Source organism: Levilactobacillus zymae DSM 19395 (genome assembly GCF_001434115.1).
Classification (GTDB): domain Bacteria; phylum Bacillota; class Bacilli; order Lactobacillales; family Lactobacillaceae; genus Levilactobacillus; species Levilactobacillus zymae.
In genome coordinates this window covers 202,710-221,977 of record NZ_AZDW01000034.1, presented here as the reverse complement: position 1 = coordinate 221,977, position 19,268 = coordinate 202,710, and the positions used below count along the sequence as shown (strand labels likewise).

Sequence of the window (19,268 nt, the reverse complement as noted above, 5' to 3'; positions counted from 1 at the left end):
TCTTGTCAACAACTTTTTTCAATCAATTTTGAATATATATTCAAAATTTAAATTCAGTTGAGAAGCGCTGTTGTTCTCACTGACAACATAAATCATTGTATCAGTAGTTTTTAACAACGTCAAGCACTAATTTCAAATTTGTATGTGTATCCACAAATTCAATTTTTATGCAATTAGTCTTCCTGATGACAACAGATAATATCATACCAATCATCACCAGCTAGGTCAAGAAAAAATTGCAAGAAAAAAGCAGACCCGCTTAACGCGCTGTCTGCTGATCATTCAACCGTTGAGTTGCCTCGGCTTTCCAACCGGCTAGCCGATCGGCAATCGGCTTAAATCCAATTGCCACCCGATGGTTCGTCCAGTAATGGTGCCGTTGATGCTCACTGGGAACCGTCTCGGTATCCAGGCGCTCGAGACACCGTAAGGACAGACTAATCTTCCCCGTAAACTCATCGATATCTAAAACGACGACGTTGACCTCCTGGTTAACCTTCAGGTAGTCGTGAATATCTTTAACGTAGCCACAGTGACACTCCGAAATATGAATGAGGCCCTGCCGGTGGCCACCCAGACTCACAAACGCCCCATAGGGTTGAATCCCTGTGACCCGTCCAGAAACCCGTTGACCAATCTTAAACGTCATTGGGATTCCTCCTTTACTATAGAAGCGACCCGTTCAACTTACTCTTGAACGGTAACTTTATCCATCGTGACCGGCGTTGCGGGTTGGTCACTGGCATCCGTTTCAACTTCGGCGATGGCGTCAACCACGTCCATGCCTTTCACCACTTGGCCAAAGACCGTGTGCCGGAAGTCCAACCATGGGGTGCCCCCATTTTGGTAAGCCTTCACGATTTCTTCTGGGAAGCCCGCATCCTTCATCTGACCCTGCATCTGGTCGGTCATATCCTTATCTTGGACGATGAAGAATTGACTCCCGTTAGTATTCGGACCGGCGTTCGCCATGGACAGCGCGCCGCGTAGGTTATAGAGTTCCGGTGAGAATTCATCTTCAAAGGGTTGGCCCCAGATGCTTTCGCCACCCATCCCGGTTCCAGTGGGATCGCCCCCCTGGATCATGAAGTTGGGAATGACCCGGTGGAACGTTAACCCGTCGTAGTAGCCGGCCTTCGCGTGCGTTACAAAGTTTTCAACCGTCTTGGGGGCTTGTTCGGGAAAGAGCTGTAGCAAAATCGTACCCATTGACGTTTCAATCGTCACTTGCGGGCCCTTGGCGTTCGCCAAATCAATTTGTGGAAACTTTGTCATAATTATCCTCCATATCTTTTCAAAACACTTCTGTGTCCATTATCACCGCCAACCACTAAAAATGCAACTGAACACTTCAGTGCTATACTGGGGGCAATCACATCTAATAGGAGGAAACACATGACTAAACCAGTGACATCTCTGAATAAACGGACCATTGACCTACTCGAACAACGCGGCGTCTCCCTAGAAGCCATCGCCAACCTGGTCGTCTTTTTGCAAAAGGATTACATCCAAGACTTAACTCTGGCCATGGCACGCGACAGCGTTCAGGCCGTGCTACGCAAACGTGAAGTCCAAAACGCCCTGATCACAGGCATCCAACTCGACATCGCCGCCGAACAACACGCCCTGCTCGATCCCCTGCAAACCATCGTGGAACGCGACGAAGGTCTCTACGGGGTCGATGAGACCATGGCCCTGTCGATTGTGGACCTTTACGGCTCCATTGGCTTTACGAATTACGGGTACATCGACCGGGTCAAGCCGGGAATCCTGAAAATTTTAAACGCCCACGAACCCGGCAAGATTCATACCTTCCTCGACGATCTCGTGGGAGCCGTCGCTGCGGCCGCCGCGGCTCGCTTAGCTCACGCCGATGAGGGCGAACAAGACACGCCGTTTGATTAGTCAAATTTCATAATTTCCTTAAGTTTGGCAATACCAGCTGACGGTGAGGTTAAAACCCATTACAATGTGGGTGTCTATAAATTTTAGAATAAGGAGTACCTTAATGGGCTATTTAATCGATTTCGTCTTACACATTGATGATCACTTGGTCAACATCGTGAATACCTTTGGCCATTCCACCTACCTCATTTTGTTCGCCATCGTCTTTGTTGAAACCGGCGCGGTGATTCTGCCGTTCCTGCCGGGCGACTCGTTGCTTTTCGCGGCGGCCGCCCTGGCAGCCAATCCGGCTTACGGGCTGAACGTTTGGCTCTTCGTGGCGTTGTTCCTGGTGGCCGCTATCGGGGGCGACAGTTTGAACTTCTACCTGGGCCACCGTGCCGGCGCCGCGTTATCTAACCATTCGTGGTTCGGCCGCCTGATCAATAAGGATAAGTTGGCCCAGTCTGAACAGTTTTTCCGCAAGCACGGTCCGTTAGCCATTTTCTTGGGGCGGTTCATGCCCATCATTCGGACCTTCGTGCCGTTTACCGCGGCCGGTTCCCAATTTCCGTTCCGGCGGTTCCTCAAGTACAACGTCAGTGCGGCGTTGACCTGGGTGTTGATCTGCTGCGGTGGCGGGTACTTCTTCGGCAACATTCCGTTTGTCAAAGCCCACTTCTCTGCGGTGGTGCTGGGCATCATCGTGATTTCGTTGATTCCGGCCATCGTCGGCTGGCTACGTGGTCGCCGGCATCCCCACCAACCAACCGCTGCACCCCGGCACCAAGCCTCCGTGCAGAATTTATCTGAAGATGATTAAATTAAAACCACATCCCCGCGAGGATGTGGTTTTTTGCTGCCTTCAATTAAGCACGTTTGATTGCCCGCCGGCCCCACCAATACAACAGACTCACGCCCAGTTCAAACAGAACGAACGCCAGCACGAAGCAGTGGAGAAAAAAGGTGTCCGGCAACGCCGTGATTACGGGATCGAGGTTCGGGTCGAACAGCCAGTCGTTGTTGCGAAACAATACCTGGTGAAACGCGATAAAAAAACCGTTAAAGTTAATGGCCATGCAACCGGCCAAGACGACCGGGACCACCGCGGCCACCTGCATCGGTCGCAGCAAGCGCCACTGCTCGGCGCGCCGGGCGAGCTGCCGCAGGTACCCAATTGCGGGCGCGACACTCACCAGTAGGACCACGTGATCGATGAGAAATAGCCGTTTGACGTCCTCGAAGTGAACCATCCCCGTAAACGACGTGGGGAAGTTACTCATCTTAAGGTCGGTCACCCAGGGTAATTCCAGGTAAGCCAGTAGCTGCCCGTAATTATGCATCAACACGGCCGCTGACAGGTGAACGTCGTGGCTGATATGTAGCCAGCCGATATCCAACCGGTACAGCCATACGGCGTTGATGGTCAGCGTGATACTCAGGCTCACCAGTAATAAAACGACCGCTGTCAACCCGAGGATTCGGCCCAACCTAGTCAAGGGGCCCCCGCTGCAGATCCCAGTGGTCCAACGACGGCACCGTATAGGTCGGTTGGATGGCTTCTTGAGCCACCTGCTCAGGCGTCGACACGCCGGTGTACACCAATAAGGTATCGACCCCCGCGTGAATGCCCGCCTCAATATCCGTATGGTAGTTGTCCCCCACCATCAAGGCCTGATTCGCCGCGACCCCTAACTGGGCCAACGAATTGTTTAAAATGATTGGTTCAGGTTTGCCCACAAAGATGGGGTCGGTCTGAGTGGCGTAACGCACCAGATCGACCAACGCCCCGGCCCCGGGCATCAAGCCGCGGGCCTTAGGAATGTTGGAATCCGAGTTGGTCCCGATAAACGTGGACCCACTGCGAATCGCCAGGATGGCCTTAGCAAACTTCTCGTAGGTCACGTCACTATCTAACCCCACCACCACGTACTCGGGGTGGTCTTCGTCGACCGTAAAGCCCTTGGCGGCTAACGCCTGCCGTAACCCAATCTCGCCCACCACGTAAACCGTCCGTCGACCCGTGGCCCCGGCGCGCTGATCCAGAAAATCGGCCGTTGCCAGGCCGGCCGTGTAGACGTTGTCCGACGTGACGTGAATGTCGTGGTTATCCGCTAAATTGCGGACCACGTCTTGGGGCAGCTTCGTGGTGTTATTGGTCACGAATTTAAACGGCACGTGGGCGGCTTGTAGCCGTTCAACGAACCGTTTGGCTGCGGGATACCGCTGCGACCCGGCGTAGACCGTGCCGTCCAGGTCAATCATGTATGCTTGATAATCTTTCACCGTCAATACTCCCTACTCTTCTTTTTTCTGCCGAATGGTAAAGTGCCGTCGACCCTGACCGCCGCCAGACGCGACCGTCACGGTCTTGGCTGGCTTGGGGGCTGCGGGAGTCGTTCGGCGCTCTTCCGTAAAACTATGGTTATTCGAATTGTTCCGCCGCCGGGAATGCCGTGACCGATGCCGCCGGGGACCGTTATGGCCACTCGCGGACTTGGGCGTTGCGGCCGTCGTTGACTTTTCGGCCTTAGCATTGGTCGGGTTGGGGCCGTTATTTCCGTTATGCCGCCGGGAACGATTGCGCCGTGGTTTTGGCGCCGGCTTGACCTCCAAGTTATGCAAAATAAAGTAGGCACAGCCGAAGTTACACGATTCGTACAGGTAATCCTGCACAGCATCGATCTGATTCTGCTTGGCGCCCGCCCGGTCGGCGGCGTAAAAGCCCTTCAACCGCAACTGTTCGAAGCCCCAATCGCCGACGATGTAGTCGTATTTACTTAGAATCGTGCTGTAACGCTGGGCGAATTCCGCAAAATCAAACCCCTCGCGCACGTTGGTCACCAATTCGTAGGCGTGTCCGTTAATCTTAAGGTGGGTCTCGTCGACCCGCAGCACTTCCGCACTGGGTTCTCGTTTTTCACGTTGCTGGGCCACTAGGGCCTCTAAATCCTTTCGATCCACCATCTTCATCCTTTCTGTCGTTTAGTCTAAGGGATAGTGTCGGCTCAGGTACTGGGCAAACACCTCGCGTAATAAATCATCATATAAAATTTGGTTGTGACCCATGATCGCCAGGGTCGGGAAAAAGGGAATGAACAGGTAATGGTCCACGACCGCTAGTCGGTAGTGCTTTAGCGGCGATAAGGGTTCCCCGCGCCAGGTTACCTGACGCGTCGGGGCATCGTAGGCCAAGCCCAGATAGTTCAGTTCACCAAAAATCTTGCCCCGAAAGCCCATGCCCTTCTGGGGAAACCTGCGTAAGAAACGCCGGGCCTGTTCAAATTCCTGGACCAGACGCCAGAGGTTATACCCGTCGAGGGTGACCGTCATCACGTGCATGCTATGGGGCAGCATCTGATGAATCTGATTTTGCGTGATCACCCCGCGGGGCAGGTCCCGTAAAAAGAGGCCGGCATTGAGCACCGCCGCTTGGGTCCCGGCGTACTCCGCAATGGCGTGAAGTCCCTCGCGAACCAACTGCGGGTGTCCCGTGGGATCGGCTTCTAACGTTACGGGTAAGTCCGCTACGCGTTGTTCGGTTAAAATGCTTTCACCTAAGGCCGTTAAATCGTGGATCTCCGTCGCGTCGACCGCCTGGGCCGGTAACGTGGCCGTCGCCACGACGGCGGCTTGAGCCGTCTGAATGTGGTGCTGCTCGTCGAGGGTCAACGTAATCTGACCAATGTACTGGCCGTATTTCCCGGCCGCGGCCAACAGGCTATGGTTGACCCGCTCACCGTGAACCAATAAGTGGTGCGTATGGCTACCGATGATCACGTCGAGCTGCGGAAAGCGCCGGGCTAATTTCTGATCGACGTTGAGTCCCAAATGCGACAACAAGATACAGACGTCGGCTTGCGGTGCGTATCGCGCCAACAGGCTCGTCAACGCCGGGACCGCTTGAATCGGGTCCCAGCCGGCTAAGGGATAGGTCAACGTATACGGGGCGGTCAGGCCTAAGACCAGGACCCGCGTACCGGCCGCCGTCACGATCAGGCGGTGATCACAAGCCCAATCTGGCAAGCGGTCGGTCCCCGGCTGGTGCAGGTTGCCCAGGATGACCGGGAAATTGGCGTGGTCGTAAAGATGATCGAGCTGGGGACGCATGAAGCCGAGGCCCTCGTTATTGCCAATGGTCACCCCATCGTAACCGATCTGGTTCATCAATTGGACGTTGGCTTGCCCGTTAGTCGCCTCGCTCACGGGATGGGCGGTGTCGACGTGGTCCCCCAGATCAAAGGTCAAAACGGTCTGCCCGGCCGCGCGCTTCTGGGCCTGCGTCGTCAGCAGATACCGCCGAATCCGGGGCCAATTTTCAAAATGTGAATGTAGATCGTTGGTGTGTAAAATCGTCAGGTGTTCCACGACCGGCTGTCCCCCCCTTGCACTGATTTTAATCGTACGGCATCCCCCGAATTCGGTCAAGCTATTGTTTGTCCTTGAATTCGCGGGCCTTGCCGGTCACCATCTCTTCGATTTCGGTCGGCGAAAACGGCGTCCCAAACGGCACGGGGTGCGCCAAATAACGTTGTTCGGGCGTATCCACGCCCACGTTGATGTTTTCCTTCACCGGAACCGCGTAATGGTGAATGTGGCCGTGGAGGTTGATGATCTGGTTGACGATGCCCAACATCATGGGGTAGTGCGTCATGTAGTACTGCCGGTGATCGTACTTGATCAGCGCGCCGACGTCGTGAAAGGCGTACTTGGGTTGCCCGTGATCAATGGGGTTATGGGCCGCCAGGTATTTGAACAACGCCCGGCTGTCGTGGTTGCCCTTGATCAGTTCCAAATGACCGTTCAATTGTGATAACACGTCCGCCACCGCCTCGTCGGACTTGACCGCCGGGTGGGTGAAGTACAGTGCGATGTCGCCGAGGTGGTAGACCGTATCGGTCGGTGCCACCCGGGCATTCCAATTGTCAATAATGGTCTGGTTCATGGTCTCCACGTCCGGAAACGGCCGGGGCGCGAAGTCGTTCATGCCCAGAAGATCCTTATGAAAAAAGTGCGTATCCGAAGTAAAATATTGCATCGTTTGGCCTCCTAAATCACGTCAAGCGGGAGTTTATGCGTGGGTGCCGGGTATTGGCCGTCTAGAGCGGTCAAATCGGCGGCGCTTAGGGTCAGGTCGCCCGCCGCTAAGTTTTGGCGCATGTGGGCCACCGAACTGGTCTGCGGAATGGCTAAGACCTGGTCATGCCGAATCACCCACGCCAAGAGAATCTGATAAATGCTGACCTGATACTTCTCAGCGAGTTGGCGGACCACCGGATTCGTCGTGAGGTGTTGGCCCCACGCATCCCCCTGGGCCACCGGTGAGTAAGCGATCAGGGGCAACTGGTGCTGACGTTGCCAAGGCAAGACCGCGTAGTCCAGTCCCCGGCTTCCCAGGTGGTAGAGGTCTTCGTTGGCCTGGGCGTTGGGTCCCTGGGGGAGCGCCCAGAGTTCGTCAAGGTCGGCCACGTCAAAGTTCGACACGCCCCAGGCCTTCACCAAGCCTTGATCCTGCAACCGTTGTAATTCACTGACCGTTTCGGCCAACGGGACGTTGCCCCGCCAGTGGTAAAGATATAAATCCAAATAGTCGGTCCCTAACCGCTGTAAACTGGCCTCGACACTGCGTTGCATCCGATCCCGCGAGGCGTTTTCGGGCAAGACCTTCGAAATCAAAAAGACCTGCTGGCGGTCAACGCCCTGTAAGGCCTCGCCAACCAGTGACTCCGCACGACCAGACCCGTACATCTCGGCGGTATCAATGACCCGCGCCCCGGAAGCTAAACCCGCCTGAATCGTGGCAATTTCACTTGCGCGCGTTTGGGGATCGTCCCCCATGTGCCAAGTGCCAATACCAATCGCCGGCACCGTTTGGCCAGCTAACGTCACAGTTTTCATCTTAATCCCTCCCAAAAGACTAAAGCTCCTCTTTTATCCTAGCACTTTAGCCCGACTTTCGCCGCAGTTGACGCTGGCAACCACCCCGCTGACCCGCCGTTAGGTCGATTAGTCGGCTTAACGGTTCGGTTGGCTAGCCTAACCAAAAAAGGAGCCTGAGATCGACCTCCCAGGCTCCCGCAACACATTTACTTTAATTGTTCGGAATCATCGGAAGAATCGGCCAAGCTGCCAATCTTTTCGCGATCCCGTAATTTTTTACCTAGACCCAGGGCCACTAACCAAATGACCGAGCCAATCAGCGCAATCAAGGTATCCGTCCGGAACAGTAAGACCACGCCGACCATGCCTAAGAAGATCAGGATCAGGTAGTCGGAAACGGGAAACAGTGGCATGGTAAAGCCGTGCGTCGGTTCGTGGTTCTTCTGTAACTGCCGCCGGTACTTGATGTGGGCCACCACGATGGCTCCCCAGATGAACAGGAAGCAGGTCGTCGCCACACTGGCCACAAACGCGAAGACGTGACCGGGTACGATCAGGTTCAAGAAGACGGAAATCGCGATGATCACCGTGGAGAAGCGTAACGCGTGGACCGGCACCTGGGCCTTAGATAACGTCCCCATGTGCTGAGCGAACCGACTCTTGCCGCGGTAGGTCAGCGAGAACAACATCCGGCCGGTGGTAAAGAGCGAACTGTTGCAGGCCGAAGCCGCCGCCGTTAAGACCACGAAGTTGATGACCGAAGCCGCCGCTTGAATCCCGGCGTTCTTAAAGACCTGCACGAACGGACTGCTCGTGGCCGAAATCGATTGCCACGGGTAGATGCACATCAGGGCTAACAGCGACCCCACGTAGAACAGGATGATCCGCATGGGAATTTCGTTGATGGCCTTGGGTAAGATCTTCTTGGGGTTAGCCGTTTCGGACGCGGTCATCCCGACCATTTCGATCCCCACGAAACTAAAGAGCACCATCTGGAACGAGAGGAAGAAGCCCTTCCAACCGTTGGCGAAGAAACCGCCCTGAGCCAGGTTAGCCACACTGGCGTGGCCGACTGGCGTCGCAAACCGTACCGCCACCATGTAGATGCCGGCGATGATCAAGGCCACGATCGCCACGATCTTGATAATCGCAAACCAGAATTCCGTTTCCCCAAACGCCTTAACGGTCACGGAATTTAATAGAAGTAAAATGCCTAATAAGAAGAGTCCGGTGACCCACTGTGGCAAGTGTGGGAACCAAAACTGCATGTATTGGCCGGCCGCCGTAATTTCCGCCATGGCAATGGTGATCCAACAGATCCAGTAGGTCCATCCGGCGACGAAACTCATGTTGTCACCCAAGTAACGTTGAATGAAATCAATATATGAATGCACGTTCAAATCGGAAAGTAAGAGTTCACCCAGGGCGCGCATGAGTAAGAAACACATCACGCCGGTGATCAGGTAGGCCAACACAATCGACGATCCCGCCAAGTGAATCCCTTGACCAGATCCTAAGAATAACCCCGTCCCGATCGTTCCCCCAAGAGCGATCAGTTGGACGTGGCGGCTCTTAAGCTCTCGTGAAAAGCTCTGCTCTGTGTTTGATTGAGTATTTTTCATTTTACTGCCCCCTCGTTGAAATATATTATACACGGTCAAGGGGACAATACCAGCAACACCGCTGGTTAGTTCAGTGGATTAAAGCGAACGGCGTCCCGGCATTGTCGCGTTTAATTCACTTTTATTTAATTTACATGAAAATAATTCAATTATATATGAAGAAAATGGTCCGGTCCAAAGTGTAAGCGCTTTGAACCGGACCACCGCAGGCCTAAACCTATTTCCGTAACCGTTCGATATCCCGAACGATCATTAATTCTTCGTTCGTTGGGATCAACAGGGTCTTGATCTTCGACCCCGCCTTACTCAAGTCACGTTCGACCCCACGAATGTTGTTCTTTTCAGGGTCCACGCCAATGCCGAAGTAAGCTAACTTGTCGGCCACTTCTTGGCGAATCATAATATCGTTTTCACCGACACCGGCCGTGTAAACGATGGCGTCCGCGCCACCCAGTTCAGCCAGGTAAGCCCCCACGTAACGCACGATCCGGTTGATGAACATATCCCGCGCCAACTTGGCCCGGTGATTCTTGTCCTGAACCTTTTCCAGGTCACGCATATCTGCGGACACACCGGAAACCCCTAACAGACCAGACTTCTTGTTCAAGATGTTGATCATGTCGCTTGGCTTGTCGATGTTCAACTTTTCCATCAGGTAAGCCACCAACGAAGCGTCGATGTCTCCGGAACGGGTCGCCATTTCGATCCCGGCCAGTGGCGTGAAGCCCATGGACGTGTCGAAGGACTTGCCGTTCTTGATAGCGGTGATGGACCCACCGGCACCCAGGTGCATGGTGATGAGCTTTAAGTCTTCCAGTGGCTTGCCTAACATCTTGGCAGCCCGGCCGGCCACGTAACGGTGACTAGTCCCGTGGGCCCCGTACTTCCGGGCCCCAAACTTTTCGTAGTATTCGTAAGGAATCCCGTACATGTAGTTGACTTCTGGCATGCTGGTGTGGAAGGACGTATCGAAGACTGCCACACTTAACACGTTTGGCAAAATCTTCTTGAAGGCACGGATACCCATAGCGGCCGCTGGGTTATGCAGTGGCGCGTATTCGGCTAAGCCTTCAATCTTCTTTAAGACGTCGTCGTCGATGACAGCAGAGTCCTTGAACTCTTCACCCCCGGCAACGATTCGGTGACCAACCCCGGTAATTTCGTTGAAGTCCGTAATGATCTTCAATTCGGTCAGTTGGTCCAACATTAATTGAATGGCTTCCCGGTGGTCGTTAACGTCTTGGTGCGTTTCGTACTTTTGACCGTCCCCGTACTTGATTTCAACTAATGAGTTGCCTAAACCGATCCGGTCAATGGCCCCTTCGGCGATGACCTCTTCTTCTGGCATTTGGAACAACTTGAATTTCAACGTGGAACTTCCGGCGTTAATTGCAATAGATTTTCCCATGTGGTCTTTTCTCCTTTTACGCGCGCTTCGTCATGAGATTCTGTTCTTCCCATTGGACGATTTCCGCGACAAACTTTTGAAACGCTGATTGATCTTTGAATGATGGAAATTCACCAAGCATCACTTGCTTGACCTGCTTAGCGCCCGCCCCCGGCTTCTGTAAAATCAGAATCGCCTTTTGGGCGTTGGCGTTGGCAAACAGTTCGCTCGGCAGGTTCAACAGGCCCTGCAGATAAGCGTTATTCGGCAACCATTTCAGGAGGCCCTTCGCTTCTTCCGTTTGAAAGAGCTGGGAGGGGACCAGAAAGACGCCAATTCCGCCCGGTGTCAACTGGCGAACGGCCTGTTCTAACAGTAAGTGATGGACAAAGGAGTGTCCCGTTGTGGCGTGCGTCTGATAACCAGCCGCATTGGCGTCGACGGGATAGTACCCAATGGGCAGATCCGCCACCACCAAATCACTAGCGGGCACCAATAACGGCTCCAACGCATCTTGGTGGACGTAATTGACCGGCAACCGTTGCAGCTCGCTGGACAATTGCGCAATCGCCAACATCGTATCGTCATTATCCACGCCGTAAGCATCGATGGTCCCGGCCACGACGGCGTTTAATTGTGATAACACCGCCGTCAACAGGTTCCCCGTGCCGACGGTCAGGTCTAACAACGTCAGGTGCTGCTTGTTGTGCTCTAACCGCGTCACCAGATAGCCCATGATATACGCAATCGTATCCGGGGTTAATTGGTGATTGGCTTGAACCTCATCAACACGAATGGCCTTGAGCATCGCCAATTGCACCGCCCGGCGAACCGTTTCGGCGTCATAGCTTTGCCAAGGCGCCTGTTGATACAACGCGGTCAATTGTTTGACCGTTGCGGCGTCCGGACGACCGTCCTCCACTTGAACTTCACCATTCAGCAGATTATCTCCCGTTTCGATAAAGGCATCCATATAAGATGTCGCCAACGCTGTTTGTAAGGTCGTGGTCGACTCATCCAGAACCTTAAAAAGCGTTTCTGTCTGTTCTTGTGACAGTACGTTTCGCCTCCTTGTGAAAATTCCATAGCACAATGTATCCGTTCTCTATACTACCGATTTTTACGGACTTATTCAAGCAATCTTTAGTCCCCTCACGGCAAGTGAACGGATAAACGGGGCTTTCACCGCCGCGCCCTTGTTCGTTCGGTCGCCGAATCGACCGCGATTTGGTCATACTGGCGAACTAACTGGGTCGTGGTCTGGATGCGGGCGTACTGTCCCGCCAACACGATGGTCAACGTCAGACTCATCGCGGCTAAAAAGAGTAAGGCCCACAGGGTCAAAAATCCTTGACTGGGCCGCGCAAATCGAGAAGTGTGTTTTGCCATTTTTGCCCCTCCCGTTTAATCTTCAGTCGCACTAATTTTGCGGTCCGCGTCTTGGTGAACTTTAGGGCGACCACGTGGCGGAGTAACGGCAAATACCCTTGATTGTGCGCGTTCGTTAATTTCAAGGTGCCCCGGGAGTCCACGGAAAGCGTCACTTGTTTTTCGTGGGTGGCCCCGGTCTTCGCCTGATGATCCACCAACGTTAACGATTCCGCCTGGAGCGCCGCTAACGTAAAACGCCCGGGTTGTTCGATGGTCGCCAACGCCGTGTACAGCTCGCTGGAATCGGTCTTAAGCGGCGTCAAGATGTTGGGCGACCACCCCGTGACCAGGCCCAACAACAGAGCCGCGATCCCCAGGGCCAAGAGCCCCTCGATTAACGTAAATCCCCGCCGATCGGTCACGACGCCAACCACCTTTCTAGGCGTTGGTCCCGGTGGTACCGGGCCCGTTCCAAGCGGTGCTGCCGTTGGCGTTCTACTCGACTGGTGACCTGTAGGGCCTGTTGCGTGAAGACTAAGGTCAGCGTCACCAGGCTTAAGGCCAAGAGTGCGTCTGGTAAGAGCCATCCCCTAAGGTTGGGGCGCGTGGGGGCGTCGCGTTTCCGCTGCTGTAACATAGATCAATGCTCCTTTAAGTTGAAAGGTTTGGTACCACCAGAGCCGAGTGCGCTGGCTGTACCACTCCAGGGTCAGTGCCGGGGCCCAGCCCCGCTCATCGATATTGCCATCCCACTTAGTGTCCCCTTCAGCGAAACGTAACGATGGGGGCACCGCTAATCGCGCTAAAACTTGCGGCGTTCCCCCTCGTGACAGGGTCCGTAATTCGGCCACGTGCCGGGGAATATCGACCTCCACGTGAAGGGTCTCTCGTCGCCGGACGGCCAACTGACACCCCGCCGTCCAGAACCGCTGCCAACTGGGCCAAAAAGCCCGTTCCGCCAAGAGGTTTTGGGACGCGGCCCGCGGCGTGGCCATCAGGACCACTAGTCCCGTGACGATGACCAGTACCAACAACGTCTCGTAAAGCGTAAAGCCGCTACTTCTTCGGGGTCGTTTGGTGGACGTGGCCATGATCACCCAACTCCAATCCTTCTTGTTGCGCTCGTTTCACCTGCTGTTCGGTCAGGTAACCCTCCTTTTCTAGCTGCGGGTACGTGACCATCTGGGGGGCCGGTTGCTCGTCGCTATGTTCGTCTAAGTAAGCGTTGGCCTGACCCTCCACTAAGGTCGCCATGGCCTGCCGGTGGATGGTATTCGCCCGTCCCCGTTGTCCCGTCAGGTTGGGCAAGATGATCAAAATCAATAATGAAATAATAAATAACACGATGGTCATCTCGACCAGAGTAAAGCCGTGATAGCTCCTTTTGCGCCGGTTCATTGGTAGACCCCCTGTAAATTATGGTACAGCGGTAACAGTAAGTTCAGATAAGCGGCCACGATCAGGCTGGCCACCACGGTCAATAGGACGGGTTGGACCCATGCCAAGCCCCGCTCGCTCCGGTTGACTAGCCGTTGGTACTGCAAGCGACTGTAGGCGGTCAACTCCCGGGCCAGTTGTTCCGGCGTACTCCCCTTTTGCAACAATAAAATGAGGTCGTCCGGAATATAGGCCTGGCGGTGGAGCCACCGCATGGGCGACGTTCCCTGATTTAGACGTTGGTCGAGACTGGCGGCCAACTGATGTAATAACGCCCGGTCGGGTAGCCGATTCAGGGTTTGGATCATCTGCTTGACGCTGAGTCCACTCTGGACTAATTGACTGAGGTTGTCGGCTAGATAGTAGGCGTAATACGCCCGAAAAATGCGGCCCACGAGGGGCACCCGCAGCCAGCCTTGGGCCCGTTGCAAACTGGATTGACGCCACCACCAGCGTAGCGTGGCCCCACCTAGCAGTAGCAGACTCACGCCGAGAAGCCCCCCACCCCAGACTTGCCAGGCCAGCCGGGGTCCCGTGGTTTGGGGCGCTAGACTGGTCCGTAGTTGCGGCAGAATGCCAAATTGTAACGTCGCAAACAATAGCCCCATCCCGCCGAAGAGTCCCAACGGATAGGCCAACAATTGCCGCAAGCGTTGCCGTTGCGTCGCCATCAATTGCAGTAGTTTGGCCGCGCGGGCCAGTCCCAGACACAGACTGCCATCGTGCGTCGTTAGGGTCAGCTGAAAGTAGATGTTTTCCTGCAGATAAGGTGCCAGTTCCGGTAAGAAAGCCGCCCCGGCTAGGAGATGTTGCTCGATCACCGCCACTTCCGGAGGCAGGTCCTCGGCGGTCGTTCGTAGAAACGCTAACGCCTGCTTGAGGGAAAAGCCGCTCCGCAGTTGGTCGGCCAATAGTTGACAAAGTCGCGCCTGTTGGGCCAGCGACCACTTACCCCGCGGCGTAAGTCGCCAGCGTTTGGGCCGTAATCGTGCCCGCAGTGTGTGCCCGTTCAAGGGTTCGTCGCCACCTTTCTTGCGTTTGCCCCGTGGGTTGCCAGAGTTCCGAGCCCGTCAGGATCGCCAACAAGACGGCGACCCCTTGGGGGTGCTGCGGGATCAACCGTTGATAACACGCCGCCGTTAAGACCTGCCGTAATTGGTCGGCCGCGACGCCTAAATCCAGCAGGCGGTCGATGGTCCCCGCGGCACTCCGCGCGTGAATCGTACTCAAGACCAAATGTCCGCTCAACGCCGCCCGAACGGCCGCCTGAGCCGTCACGGCATCCCGGATCTCACCGATAATAAACGCGTCCGGCCGGTGCCGTAACCCGACCTTGATCAGGTCACTATACGCCATCCCCGCGGGGGCGTTGACCTGCAGCTGCACAAAACGCGGTTCCTTGATTTCTACGGGATCTTCGATGGTCAAGACCAACGCCTCGGTCGCTAACTGACGCGCCGTGGTATACATGGTGGTGGTCTTCCCCGAACCGGTCGGCCCGGCAAACAACATTAGGCCCCGTTGTCTGGCCAGTTGAGCGAGTCGGTGTTCCTGCGGGGGATCCAGGTAGGCCAACGCCAGGTCCTGGTACGGATAAATCAAGCGAATGACTAACGATTCGTGGCCCGCGTAATCCCCCACCGTCGAGAAGCGCAGTTCCAAGTGACCACCGGGTAACGTCCAGGTCAGCGCGCCCACCTGGGGCCGGCGGTGTTCGCTGACCGCCATATTGGCGTGAAATTTGAAGTAGGTCAGGAGTTGCTGACCGACTTCGACCGGTAAGCGGCGCCAGACCTGAATTCGTTGGGCTTGACGCAAACGAACCTGATACCCCGTCTGCTGGGGTAACACGTAAATATCGCTAACTTTTTGCTGTTGGGCGGCTTGTAAGAGTTCGTTGATCAGGGCTTGGATGGGCATCCTTGCCACCTCCTTTGGGGTTCTTACAGGTAGCTCCGGCAATCGGCGGTTTATTTTTGTTGCCCAACAAAAAAAGGCCCCCAAAAATGGGAACCTTCATCAAAACAATTTTAAACTTTATTCAACGCCTTCTGGTAACACGGCGGCTTCGTAAATATCCGAAACGTCGTCGTTATTTTCCAGTTCGTCGATCAAGCCTTGGTATTGGGAAACTTTGGCTTCTGGAACTTCGGTCGTGTTCTGAGGGAACATCCGAACTTCGGCAGTATCCAACTTGTAACCCTTATCCTGTAAGGCGTCCCGCACGGCGATTTCTTGTGATGGGTCCGTCCAGATGGTGAATTCATCATCGGTCGTCTCCATGTCGTCCGCGCCGGCATCTAAAGCATCCATCAACATCGTATCTTCATCCGTATCCAGGCCGTCACGTAAGATAACAATGTATCCCTTACGATCGAACATGTAGGAAACAGAACCAGCAGCGCCTAATGAGCCACCATGGTGCGTGAACGCGGACCGAACAGCGGCAGCCGTCCGGTTCTTGTTATCCGTCAACGCAGCAACCATGATTGCTGTCCCGCCAGGACCGTAACCTTCGTAGGTGATTTCTTCGAACTTGGCACCGCCAACACCGGAAGCCTTGTCAAGCGCACGCTTGATGTTGTCCTTCGGCATGTTAGCTGCCCGGGCCTTGTCCATTTCCAAACGAAGTTGAGGGTTACCGTCGGGATCAACACCACCTGCTTTTGCAGCTTGGTACAAATCACGTGAGATCTTTTGGAAAATTTTTCCACGTTTTGCATCCTGAGCGTTTTTACGCCCTTGAATGTTATGCCATTTAGAGTGTCCTGACATCTCGTAACTCCTCTTTTCTAATAATTTATATATCCATATAAAACAGACAATGCTAATTTTAGCACCACTTTGTCCCCTTTTCAAGACAAACGTATACCGGATAGGAGCGCGCCAGACCGCCGTCTAATTGCTCCTACCGTGACCACTTTCTTCTATATATTACCCCCTCAGTCTTTCGCCTAACGCGCTCACCCATCAGACGCTAATCTTTCTCGGGCTAACCGGCGACGTCCTACCTCCGACTATGCAGAAAGCGGTCCACTTTATACATTTTAAATTAGCGCTAATTATCGCGGTAATCCCCGGTATATTCCAATTTTAGATTGAATTCTAAGAATATTTTATGTATAAAAACGGTTTTTTCAAAATAAAACTTGTATAAATAAACATTTGTGGCTATAATAAGTGTCAATCATTCAAAACAAGAGGAGTTCTATTCGGTATGAAAAAGAAATTGCTATTTATGCTGGCATTAGTCGTCACCTTGCTGGTCGGCTGGGGGGCCACCAGCACCACGGCGCAAGCCGCCACAGATAATTCACTGGCACGGGTCCAAAAGAAGGGGACGTTGGTCATGGGGACCTCGCCCGACTACCCACCCTACGAATTTCAAGCGACCGTTCACGGGAAGAGCAAGATCGTGGGGATGGACGTTGCCGTGGGCCAAAAAATCGCCAAGGGCTTAGGCGTCAAGCTGGTCGTGAAGTCGATGTCCTTTGATTCCCTACTGGTCGCGTTACAGACCGGTAAAGTCGACATGGTCATCTCCGGGATGAACCCAACGCCGGCGCGGAAGAAGAACGTGGACTTCACCCACCTGTACTACCAAGGTGGTTACAGCATCGTGGTCAACAAGAGTGAAAAGGGCCTGTACAAGGACAAGGATTCCTTCAAGGGCAAGACCATCGGGGCCCAAACCGGTTCTACCATGTACAACGAGTCGAAGAAACAGACCACGGACACCAAGGTCAAGGGGATGACGTCCGTTTCTGACCTGATTTTGGCTCTGCAAAGTCACAAACTGGCCGGGGTTGCCATGGAAAAGCCATCGGCCCAAGCTTACGTGGCCAACAACAAGCAACTTGCCATGATTCCGAGTCATTTCAACCTCAGTGCGTCCGATACCAGTGCTGCCGTGGCCTTTAAGAAGGGCTCCACGTCACTGGTCACCGCCGCTAACAAGTCCGTCGATCAGATCCGTAAGCAGGACCTGGTCAACAAGGACTACCTCCCCGCTGCTGGGAAATACTTAAAGACCAACACGGTCAACACCAGCATGTGGCATTACTGGAAGGCCTTCCTGACCGGGGTCAAATACACCCTGATCATCACGGTCTGCTCCGTCTTCTTCGGGTTCATCTTAGGGGTACTCCTATCCCTCGCCCGGATGGCCAAAGGCGGCGTCATCAAGACCGCTTTACGGTGGCTCGCCACGGCGTACGTCGAATTTATCCGGGGCACGCCAATGATGGTCCAGGTCATGTTCGTGTACTTCGGGTTGGGCTTGATTGTGAACCTACCCGCCCTGACTTCCGGGATCATCGCCATTTCGCTGAACTCCGGGGCCTACATCGCCGAATACATTCGGGGTGGGATCAACTCCGTGGACGACGGTCAGACCGAAGCCGCACGGAGTCTGGGACTGACCAACACCGCGACCCTGCGGTACGTGGTCTTACCACAAGCCTTAAAGAACATTTGGCCTTCCTTGGGGAACGAATTTATCACCCTGATCAAGGATAGTTCCATCGTGTCGATCATCGGGGTCTCCGAACTGATCTTCCAAAGCAACATCGTGCGTTCCGATACCTACCGGGGGGTTGCCCCAATCGCCGTGATCATGGTCTTATACTTCATCATGACCTTCACCGCGTCCCGGATTTTGAACTACTTCGAGAGGAGAATGCAGCATGACTAAACCAATTATTGAGGTCAAGAACCTCGCGAAAGATTTCGACGGCAACGCCGTTTTAAAGGACATCACCGAACAGGTCGACCCCGGTCAAGTGATCGTGGTCATCGGCCCTTCTGGGAGTGGGAAAAGTACCTTTTTACGGTGCCTGAACCTGCTCGAAACCCCGACTAGCGGCCAAGTTGCCTTCGACGGCCAAGACCTGACGACGCTGGACACCAAGCGGGTCAACGAATTGCGGGAACAAATGGGGATGGTCTTTCAGGGCTTCAACCTCTTCCCGAACATGTCGGTCCTCGAAAACATCAAGTTGGCACCCATGAAGGTCAAGGGCACCAGTGACGCCGACGCCACCAAGCGCGCGCACGAGCTACTCCAACAGGTCAACCTGGACGACCACGCCGACGCCTTCCCAAGTAGCCTCTCCGGGGGGCAAAAGCAACGGGTCGCCATCGCTCGGGCCCTGGCCATGGACCCGAAGGTGATGTTATTCGACGAACCCACGTCCGCACTGGACCCCGAAATGGTCGGTGAAGTGCTGAACGTTATGAAGGACCTCGCCAACCAAGGAATGACCATGGTCGTGGTCACCCACGAAATGGGCTTCGCTAAGTCCGTGGCCGACCGGATCTGGTTCATGGCCGACGGTTACATCCAAGAAAATAGCACCCCGGATGATTTCTTCGCCCACCCCCAAACGGAACGGGCCCAAGACTTCCTCTCCAAGATTTTAATGTAATGCCGAATAGCTTCTCTGGCGCTCACCCCCGTTGTGAGCGCCTTTTTTGTGCGCTGGGCGTCGCTCCGGTATGCAATCGCACTCAATCTTTATACATTTAGCAATCATTGAGCCATCAGTGATTGAGTGGTTTACAAAGAATAATCAGTGTATAAAATGATATTTTCAAAAATAAATATTGTATAAATACGCATTACCAGCTATAATGACTATTAATTATTAGAAAAGCATGAGAGGAGCATTCCGGTATGATTAAAAAAT

General features: G+C 54.2%; 23 protein-coding genes. 4 read left to right on the top strand and 19 right to left on the bottom strand.

Annotated features, from left to right (window positions below; translation table 11 throughout):
* Positions 1-259: 259 nt before the first annotated feature.
* Together FD38_RS08955 and FD38_RS08950 are read right to left on the bottom strand one after the other, a co-directional pair.
* The gene (locus tag FD38_RS08955) at positions 260-649 is read right to left on the bottom strand and encodes a CvfD/Ygs/GSP13 family RNA-binding post-transcriptional regulator (RefSeq protein ID WP_057733399.1); all 390 of its coding nucleotides are present in this window, start codon (positions 647-649) and stop codon (positions 260-262) included.
* A 38-nt stretch (positions 650-687) separates the two neighbouring features.
* Positions 688-1,275, bottom strand: coding sequence for a peptidylprolyl isomerase (locus FD38_RS08950; protein ID WP_057733396.1), 588 nt, complete (start codon positions 1,273-1,275; stop codon positions 688-690).
* Positions 1,276-1,395: 120 nt separating this feature from the next.
* Here FD38_RS08950 and FD38_RS08945 point away from each other — a divergent pair, with 120 nt between their 5' ends.
* Positions 1,396-1,905: a phosphatidylglycerophosphatase A family protein gene (locus FD38_RS08945; RefSeq protein WP_057733394.1), complete on the top strand. Its 510-nt coding sequence runs from the start codon at positions 1,396-1,398 to the stop codon at positions 1,903-1,905.
* Positions 1,906-2,008: 103 nt separating this feature from the next.
* Positions 2,009-2,707, top strand: coding sequence for a VTT domain-containing protein (locus FD38_RS08940; protein ID WP_057733392.1), 699 nt, complete (start codon positions 2,009-2,011; stop codon positions 2,705-2,707).
* Positions 2,708-2,753: 46 nt separating this feature from the next.
* On the opposite strand, the gene FD38_RS08935 is transcribed toward FD38_RS08940, so the two are convergent.
* The 17 genes from FD38_RS08935 to FD38_RS08865 form a co-directional block, all read right to left on the bottom strand.
* On the bottom strand, positions 2,754-3,356 hold the full coding sequence (locus tag FD38_RS08935) for a TIGR01906 family membrane protein (RefSeq protein WP_235806471.1): 603 nt from the start codon (positions 3,354-3,356) through the stop codon (positions 2,754-2,756).
* Positions 3,357-3,375: 19 nt separating this feature from the next.
* Positions 3,376-4,170, bottom strand: a complete 795-nt coding sequence (locus tag FD38_RS08930; protein WP_057733389.1) for a TIGR01457 family HAD-type hydrolase — start codon at positions 4,168-4,170, stop codon at positions 3,376-3,378.
* Between the two features lie 12 nt (positions 4,171-4,182).
* Complete coding sequence (locus FD38_RS08925) at positions 4,183-4,851, bottom strand: YutD family protein (RefSeq protein ID WP_225430757.1); 669 nt, start codon at positions 4,849-4,851, stop codon at positions 4,183-4,185.
* A gap of 18 nt (positions 4,852-4,869) precedes the next feature.
* Entirely contained in the window at positions 4,870-6,252 is a 1,383-nt protein-coding gene (locus FD38_RS08920) for a bifunctional metallophosphatase/5'-nucleotidase (RefSeq protein WP_083485326.1), read from the bottom strand.
* Between the two features lie 61 nt (positions 6,253-6,313).
* On the bottom strand, positions 6,314-6,922 hold the full coding sequence (locus FD38_RS08915; RefSeq protein WP_057733384.1) for a metallophosphoesterase family protein: 609 nt from the start codon (positions 6,920-6,922) through the stop codon (positions 6,314-6,316).
* Positions 6,923-6,933: 11 nt separating this feature from the next.
* Entirely contained in the window at positions 6,934-7,782 is an 849-nt protein-coding gene (locus FD38_RS08910; protein WP_057733382.1) for an aldo/keto reductase, read from the bottom strand.
* A 188-nt stretch (positions 7,783-7,970) separates the two neighbouring features.
* Positions 7,971-9,386, bottom strand: coding sequence for an amino acid permease (locus FD38_RS08905; RefSeq protein WP_057733380.1), 1,416 nt, complete (start codon positions 9,384-9,386; stop codon positions 7,971-7,973).
* A 217-nt stretch (positions 9,387-9,603) separates the two neighbouring features.
* On the bottom strand, positions 9,604-10,794 hold the full coding sequence (locus tag FD38_RS08900) for an acetate/propionate family kinase (RefSeq protein ID WP_057733378.1): 1,191 nt from the start codon (positions 10,792-10,794) through the stop codon (positions 9,604-9,606).
* 16 nt (positions 10,795-10,810) lie between these two features.
* Positions 10,811-11,830, bottom strand: coding sequence for an N-6 DNA methylase (locus FD38_RS08895; protein ID WP_057733426.1), 1,020 nt, complete (start codon positions 11,828-11,830; stop codon positions 10,811-10,813).
* A gap of 125 nt (positions 11,831-11,955) precedes the next feature.
* Positions 11,956-12,162, bottom strand: a complete 207-nt coding sequence (locus tag FD38_RS12790; RefSeq protein WP_147007810.1) for a hypothetical protein — start codon at positions 12,160-12,162, stop codon at positions 11,956-11,958.
* Complete coding sequence (locus FD38_RS08890; RefSeq protein WP_057733376.1) at positions 12,114-12,566, bottom strand: prepilin-type N-terminal cleavage/methylation domain-containing protein; 453 nt, start codon at positions 12,564-12,566, stop codon at positions 12,114-12,116. The genes FD38_RS12790 and FD38_RS08890 overlap by 49 nt, the downstream gene beginning before the upstream one ends.
* Positions 12,563-12,781 carry a hypothetical protein gene (locus FD38_RS12620; protein WP_083485325.1) on the bottom strand — a complete coding sequence of 73 codons (219 nt, stop codon included), beginning with the start codon at positions 12,779-12,781 and terminating at the stop codon, positions 12,563-12,565. The genes FD38_RS08890 and FD38_RS12620 overlap by 4 nt, the downstream gene beginning before the upstream one ends.
* On the bottom strand, positions 12,735-13,235 hold the full coding sequence (locus FD38_RS08885) for a type II secretion system protein (RefSeq protein ID WP_057733374.1): 501 nt from the start codon (positions 13,233-13,235) through the stop codon (positions 12,735-12,737). The genes FD38_RS12620 and FD38_RS08885 overlap by 47 nt, the downstream gene beginning before the upstream one ends.
* A complete protein-coding gene (locus tag FD38_RS08880) occupies positions 13,201-13,542 on the bottom strand; it encodes a prepilin-type N-terminal cleavage/methylation domain-containing protein (protein ID WP_057733372.1) in 342 nt (113 codons plus the stop codon). Before FD38_RS08880 ends, FD38_RS08885 begins: the two co-directional genes overlap by 35 nt.
* On the bottom strand, positions 13,539-14,594 hold the full coding sequence (locus FD38_RS08875; RefSeq protein ID WP_225430759.1) for a type II secretion system F family protein: 1,056 nt from the start codon (positions 14,592-14,594) through the stop codon (positions 13,539-13,541). The genes FD38_RS08880 and FD38_RS08875 overlap by 4 nt, the downstream gene beginning before the upstream one ends.
* Positions 14,530-15,501, bottom strand: coding sequence for a competence type IV pilus ATPase ComGA (comGA, locus tag FD38_RS08870; RefSeq protein WP_057733371.1), 972 nt, complete (start codon positions 15,499-15,501; stop codon positions 14,530-14,532). Before comGA ends, FD38_RS08875 begins: the two co-directional genes overlap by 65 nt.
* A gap of 117 nt (positions 15,502-15,618) precedes the next feature.
* On the bottom strand, positions 15,619-16,356 hold the full coding sequence (locus tag FD38_RS08865) for a YebC/PmpR family DNA-binding transcriptional regulator (RefSeq protein ID WP_057733368.1): 738 nt from the start codon (positions 16,354-16,356) through the stop codon (positions 15,619-15,621).
* Positions 16,357-16,798: 442 nt separating this feature from the next.
* On the opposite strand from FD38_RS08865, the gene FD38_RS08860 reads away from it, so the two are divergent.
* Positions 16,799-18,274, top strand: a complete 1,476-nt coding sequence (locus tag FD38_RS08860) for an ABC transporter substrate-binding protein/permease (RefSeq protein WP_057733366.1) — start codon at positions 16,799-16,801, stop codon at positions 18,272-18,274.
* Positions 18,267-19,007 carry an amino acid ABC transporter ATP-binding protein gene (locus FD38_RS08855; RefSeq protein WP_057733364.1) on the top strand — a complete coding sequence of 247 codons (741 nt, stop codon included), beginning with the start codon at positions 18,267-18,269 and terminating at the stop codon, positions 19,005-19,007. The genes FD38_RS08860 and FD38_RS08855 overlap by 8 nt, the downstream gene beginning before the upstream one ends.
* The last annotated feature ends 261 nt before the right edge of the window (positions 19,008-19,268 follow it).

What these genes read in the sequence shown, in the direction of transcription:
- FD38_RS08955 (WP_057733399.1), bottom strand. Translation starts at nt 649, where the DNA reads ATGACGTTTAAGATTGGTCAACGGGTTTCTGGACGGGTCACAGGGATT.
- FD38_RS08950 (WP_057733396.1), bottom strand. Translation starts at nt 1,275, where the DNA reads ATGACAAAGTTTCCACAAATTGATTTGGCGAACGCCAAGGGCCCGCAA.
- FD38_RS08945 (WP_057733394.1), top strand. Translation starts at nt 1,396, where the DNA reads ATGACTAAACCAGTGACATCTCTGAATAAACGGACCATTGACCTACTC.
- FD38_RS08940 (WP_057733392.1), top strand. Translation starts at nt 2,009, where the DNA reads ATGGGCTATTTAATCGATTTCGTCTTACACATTGATGATCACTTGGTC.
- FD38_RS08925 (WP_225430757.1), bottom strand. Translation starts at nt 4,851, where the DNA reads ATGGTGGATCGAAAGGATTTAGAGGCCCTAGTGGCCCAGCAACGTGAA.
- FD38_RS08915 (WP_057733384.1), bottom strand. Translation starts at nt 6,922, where the DNA reads ATGCAATATTTTACTTCGGATACGCACTTTTTTCATAAGGATCTTCTG.
- FD38_RS08910 (WP_057733382.1), bottom strand. Translation starts at nt 7,782, where the DNA reads ATGAAAACTGTGACGTTAGCTGGCCAAACGGTGCCGGCGATTGGTATT.
- FD38_RS08905 (WP_057733380.1), bottom strand. Translation starts at nt 9,386, where the DNA reads ATGAAAAATACTCAATCAAACACAGAGCAGAGCTTTTCACGAGAGCTT.
- FD38_RS08900 (WP_057733378.1), bottom strand. Translation starts at nt 10,794, where the DNA reads ATGGGAAAATCTATTGCAATTAACGCCGGAAGTTCCACGTTGAAATTC.
- FD38_RS12790 (WP_147007810.1), bottom strand. Translation starts at nt 12,162, where the DNA reads ATGGCAAAACACACTTCTCGATTTGCGCGGCCCAGTCAAGGATTTTTG.
- FD38_RS12620 (WP_083485325.1), bottom strand. Translation starts at nt 12,781, where the DNA reads ATGTTACAGCAGCGGAAACGCGACGCCCCCACGCGCCCCAACCTTAGG.
- FD38_RS08885 (WP_057733374.1), bottom strand. Translation starts at nt 13,235, where the DNA reads ATGGCCACGTCCACCAAACGACCCCGAAGAAGTAGCGGCTTTACGCTT.
- FD38_RS08880 (WP_057733372.1), bottom strand. Translation starts at nt 13,542, where the DNA reads ATGAACCGGCGCAAAAGGAGCTATCACGGCTTTACTCTGGTCGAGATG.
- comGA (WP_057733371.1), bottom strand. Translation starts at nt 15,501, where the DNA reads ATGCCCATCCAAGCCCTGATCAACGAACTCTTACAAGCCGCCCAACAG.
- FD38_RS08865 (WP_057733368.1), bottom strand. Translation starts at nt 16,356, where the DNA reads ATGTCAGGACACTCTAAATGGCATAACATTCAAGGGCGTAAAAACGCT.
- FD38_RS08860 (WP_057733366.1), top strand. Translation starts at nt 16,799, where the DNA reads ATGAAAAAGAAATTGCTATTTATGCTGGCATTAGTCGTCACCTTGCTG.
- FD38_RS08855 (WP_057733364.1), top strand. Translation starts at nt 18,267, where the DNA reads ATGACTAAACCAATTATTGAGGTCAAGAACCTCGCGAAAGATTTCGAC.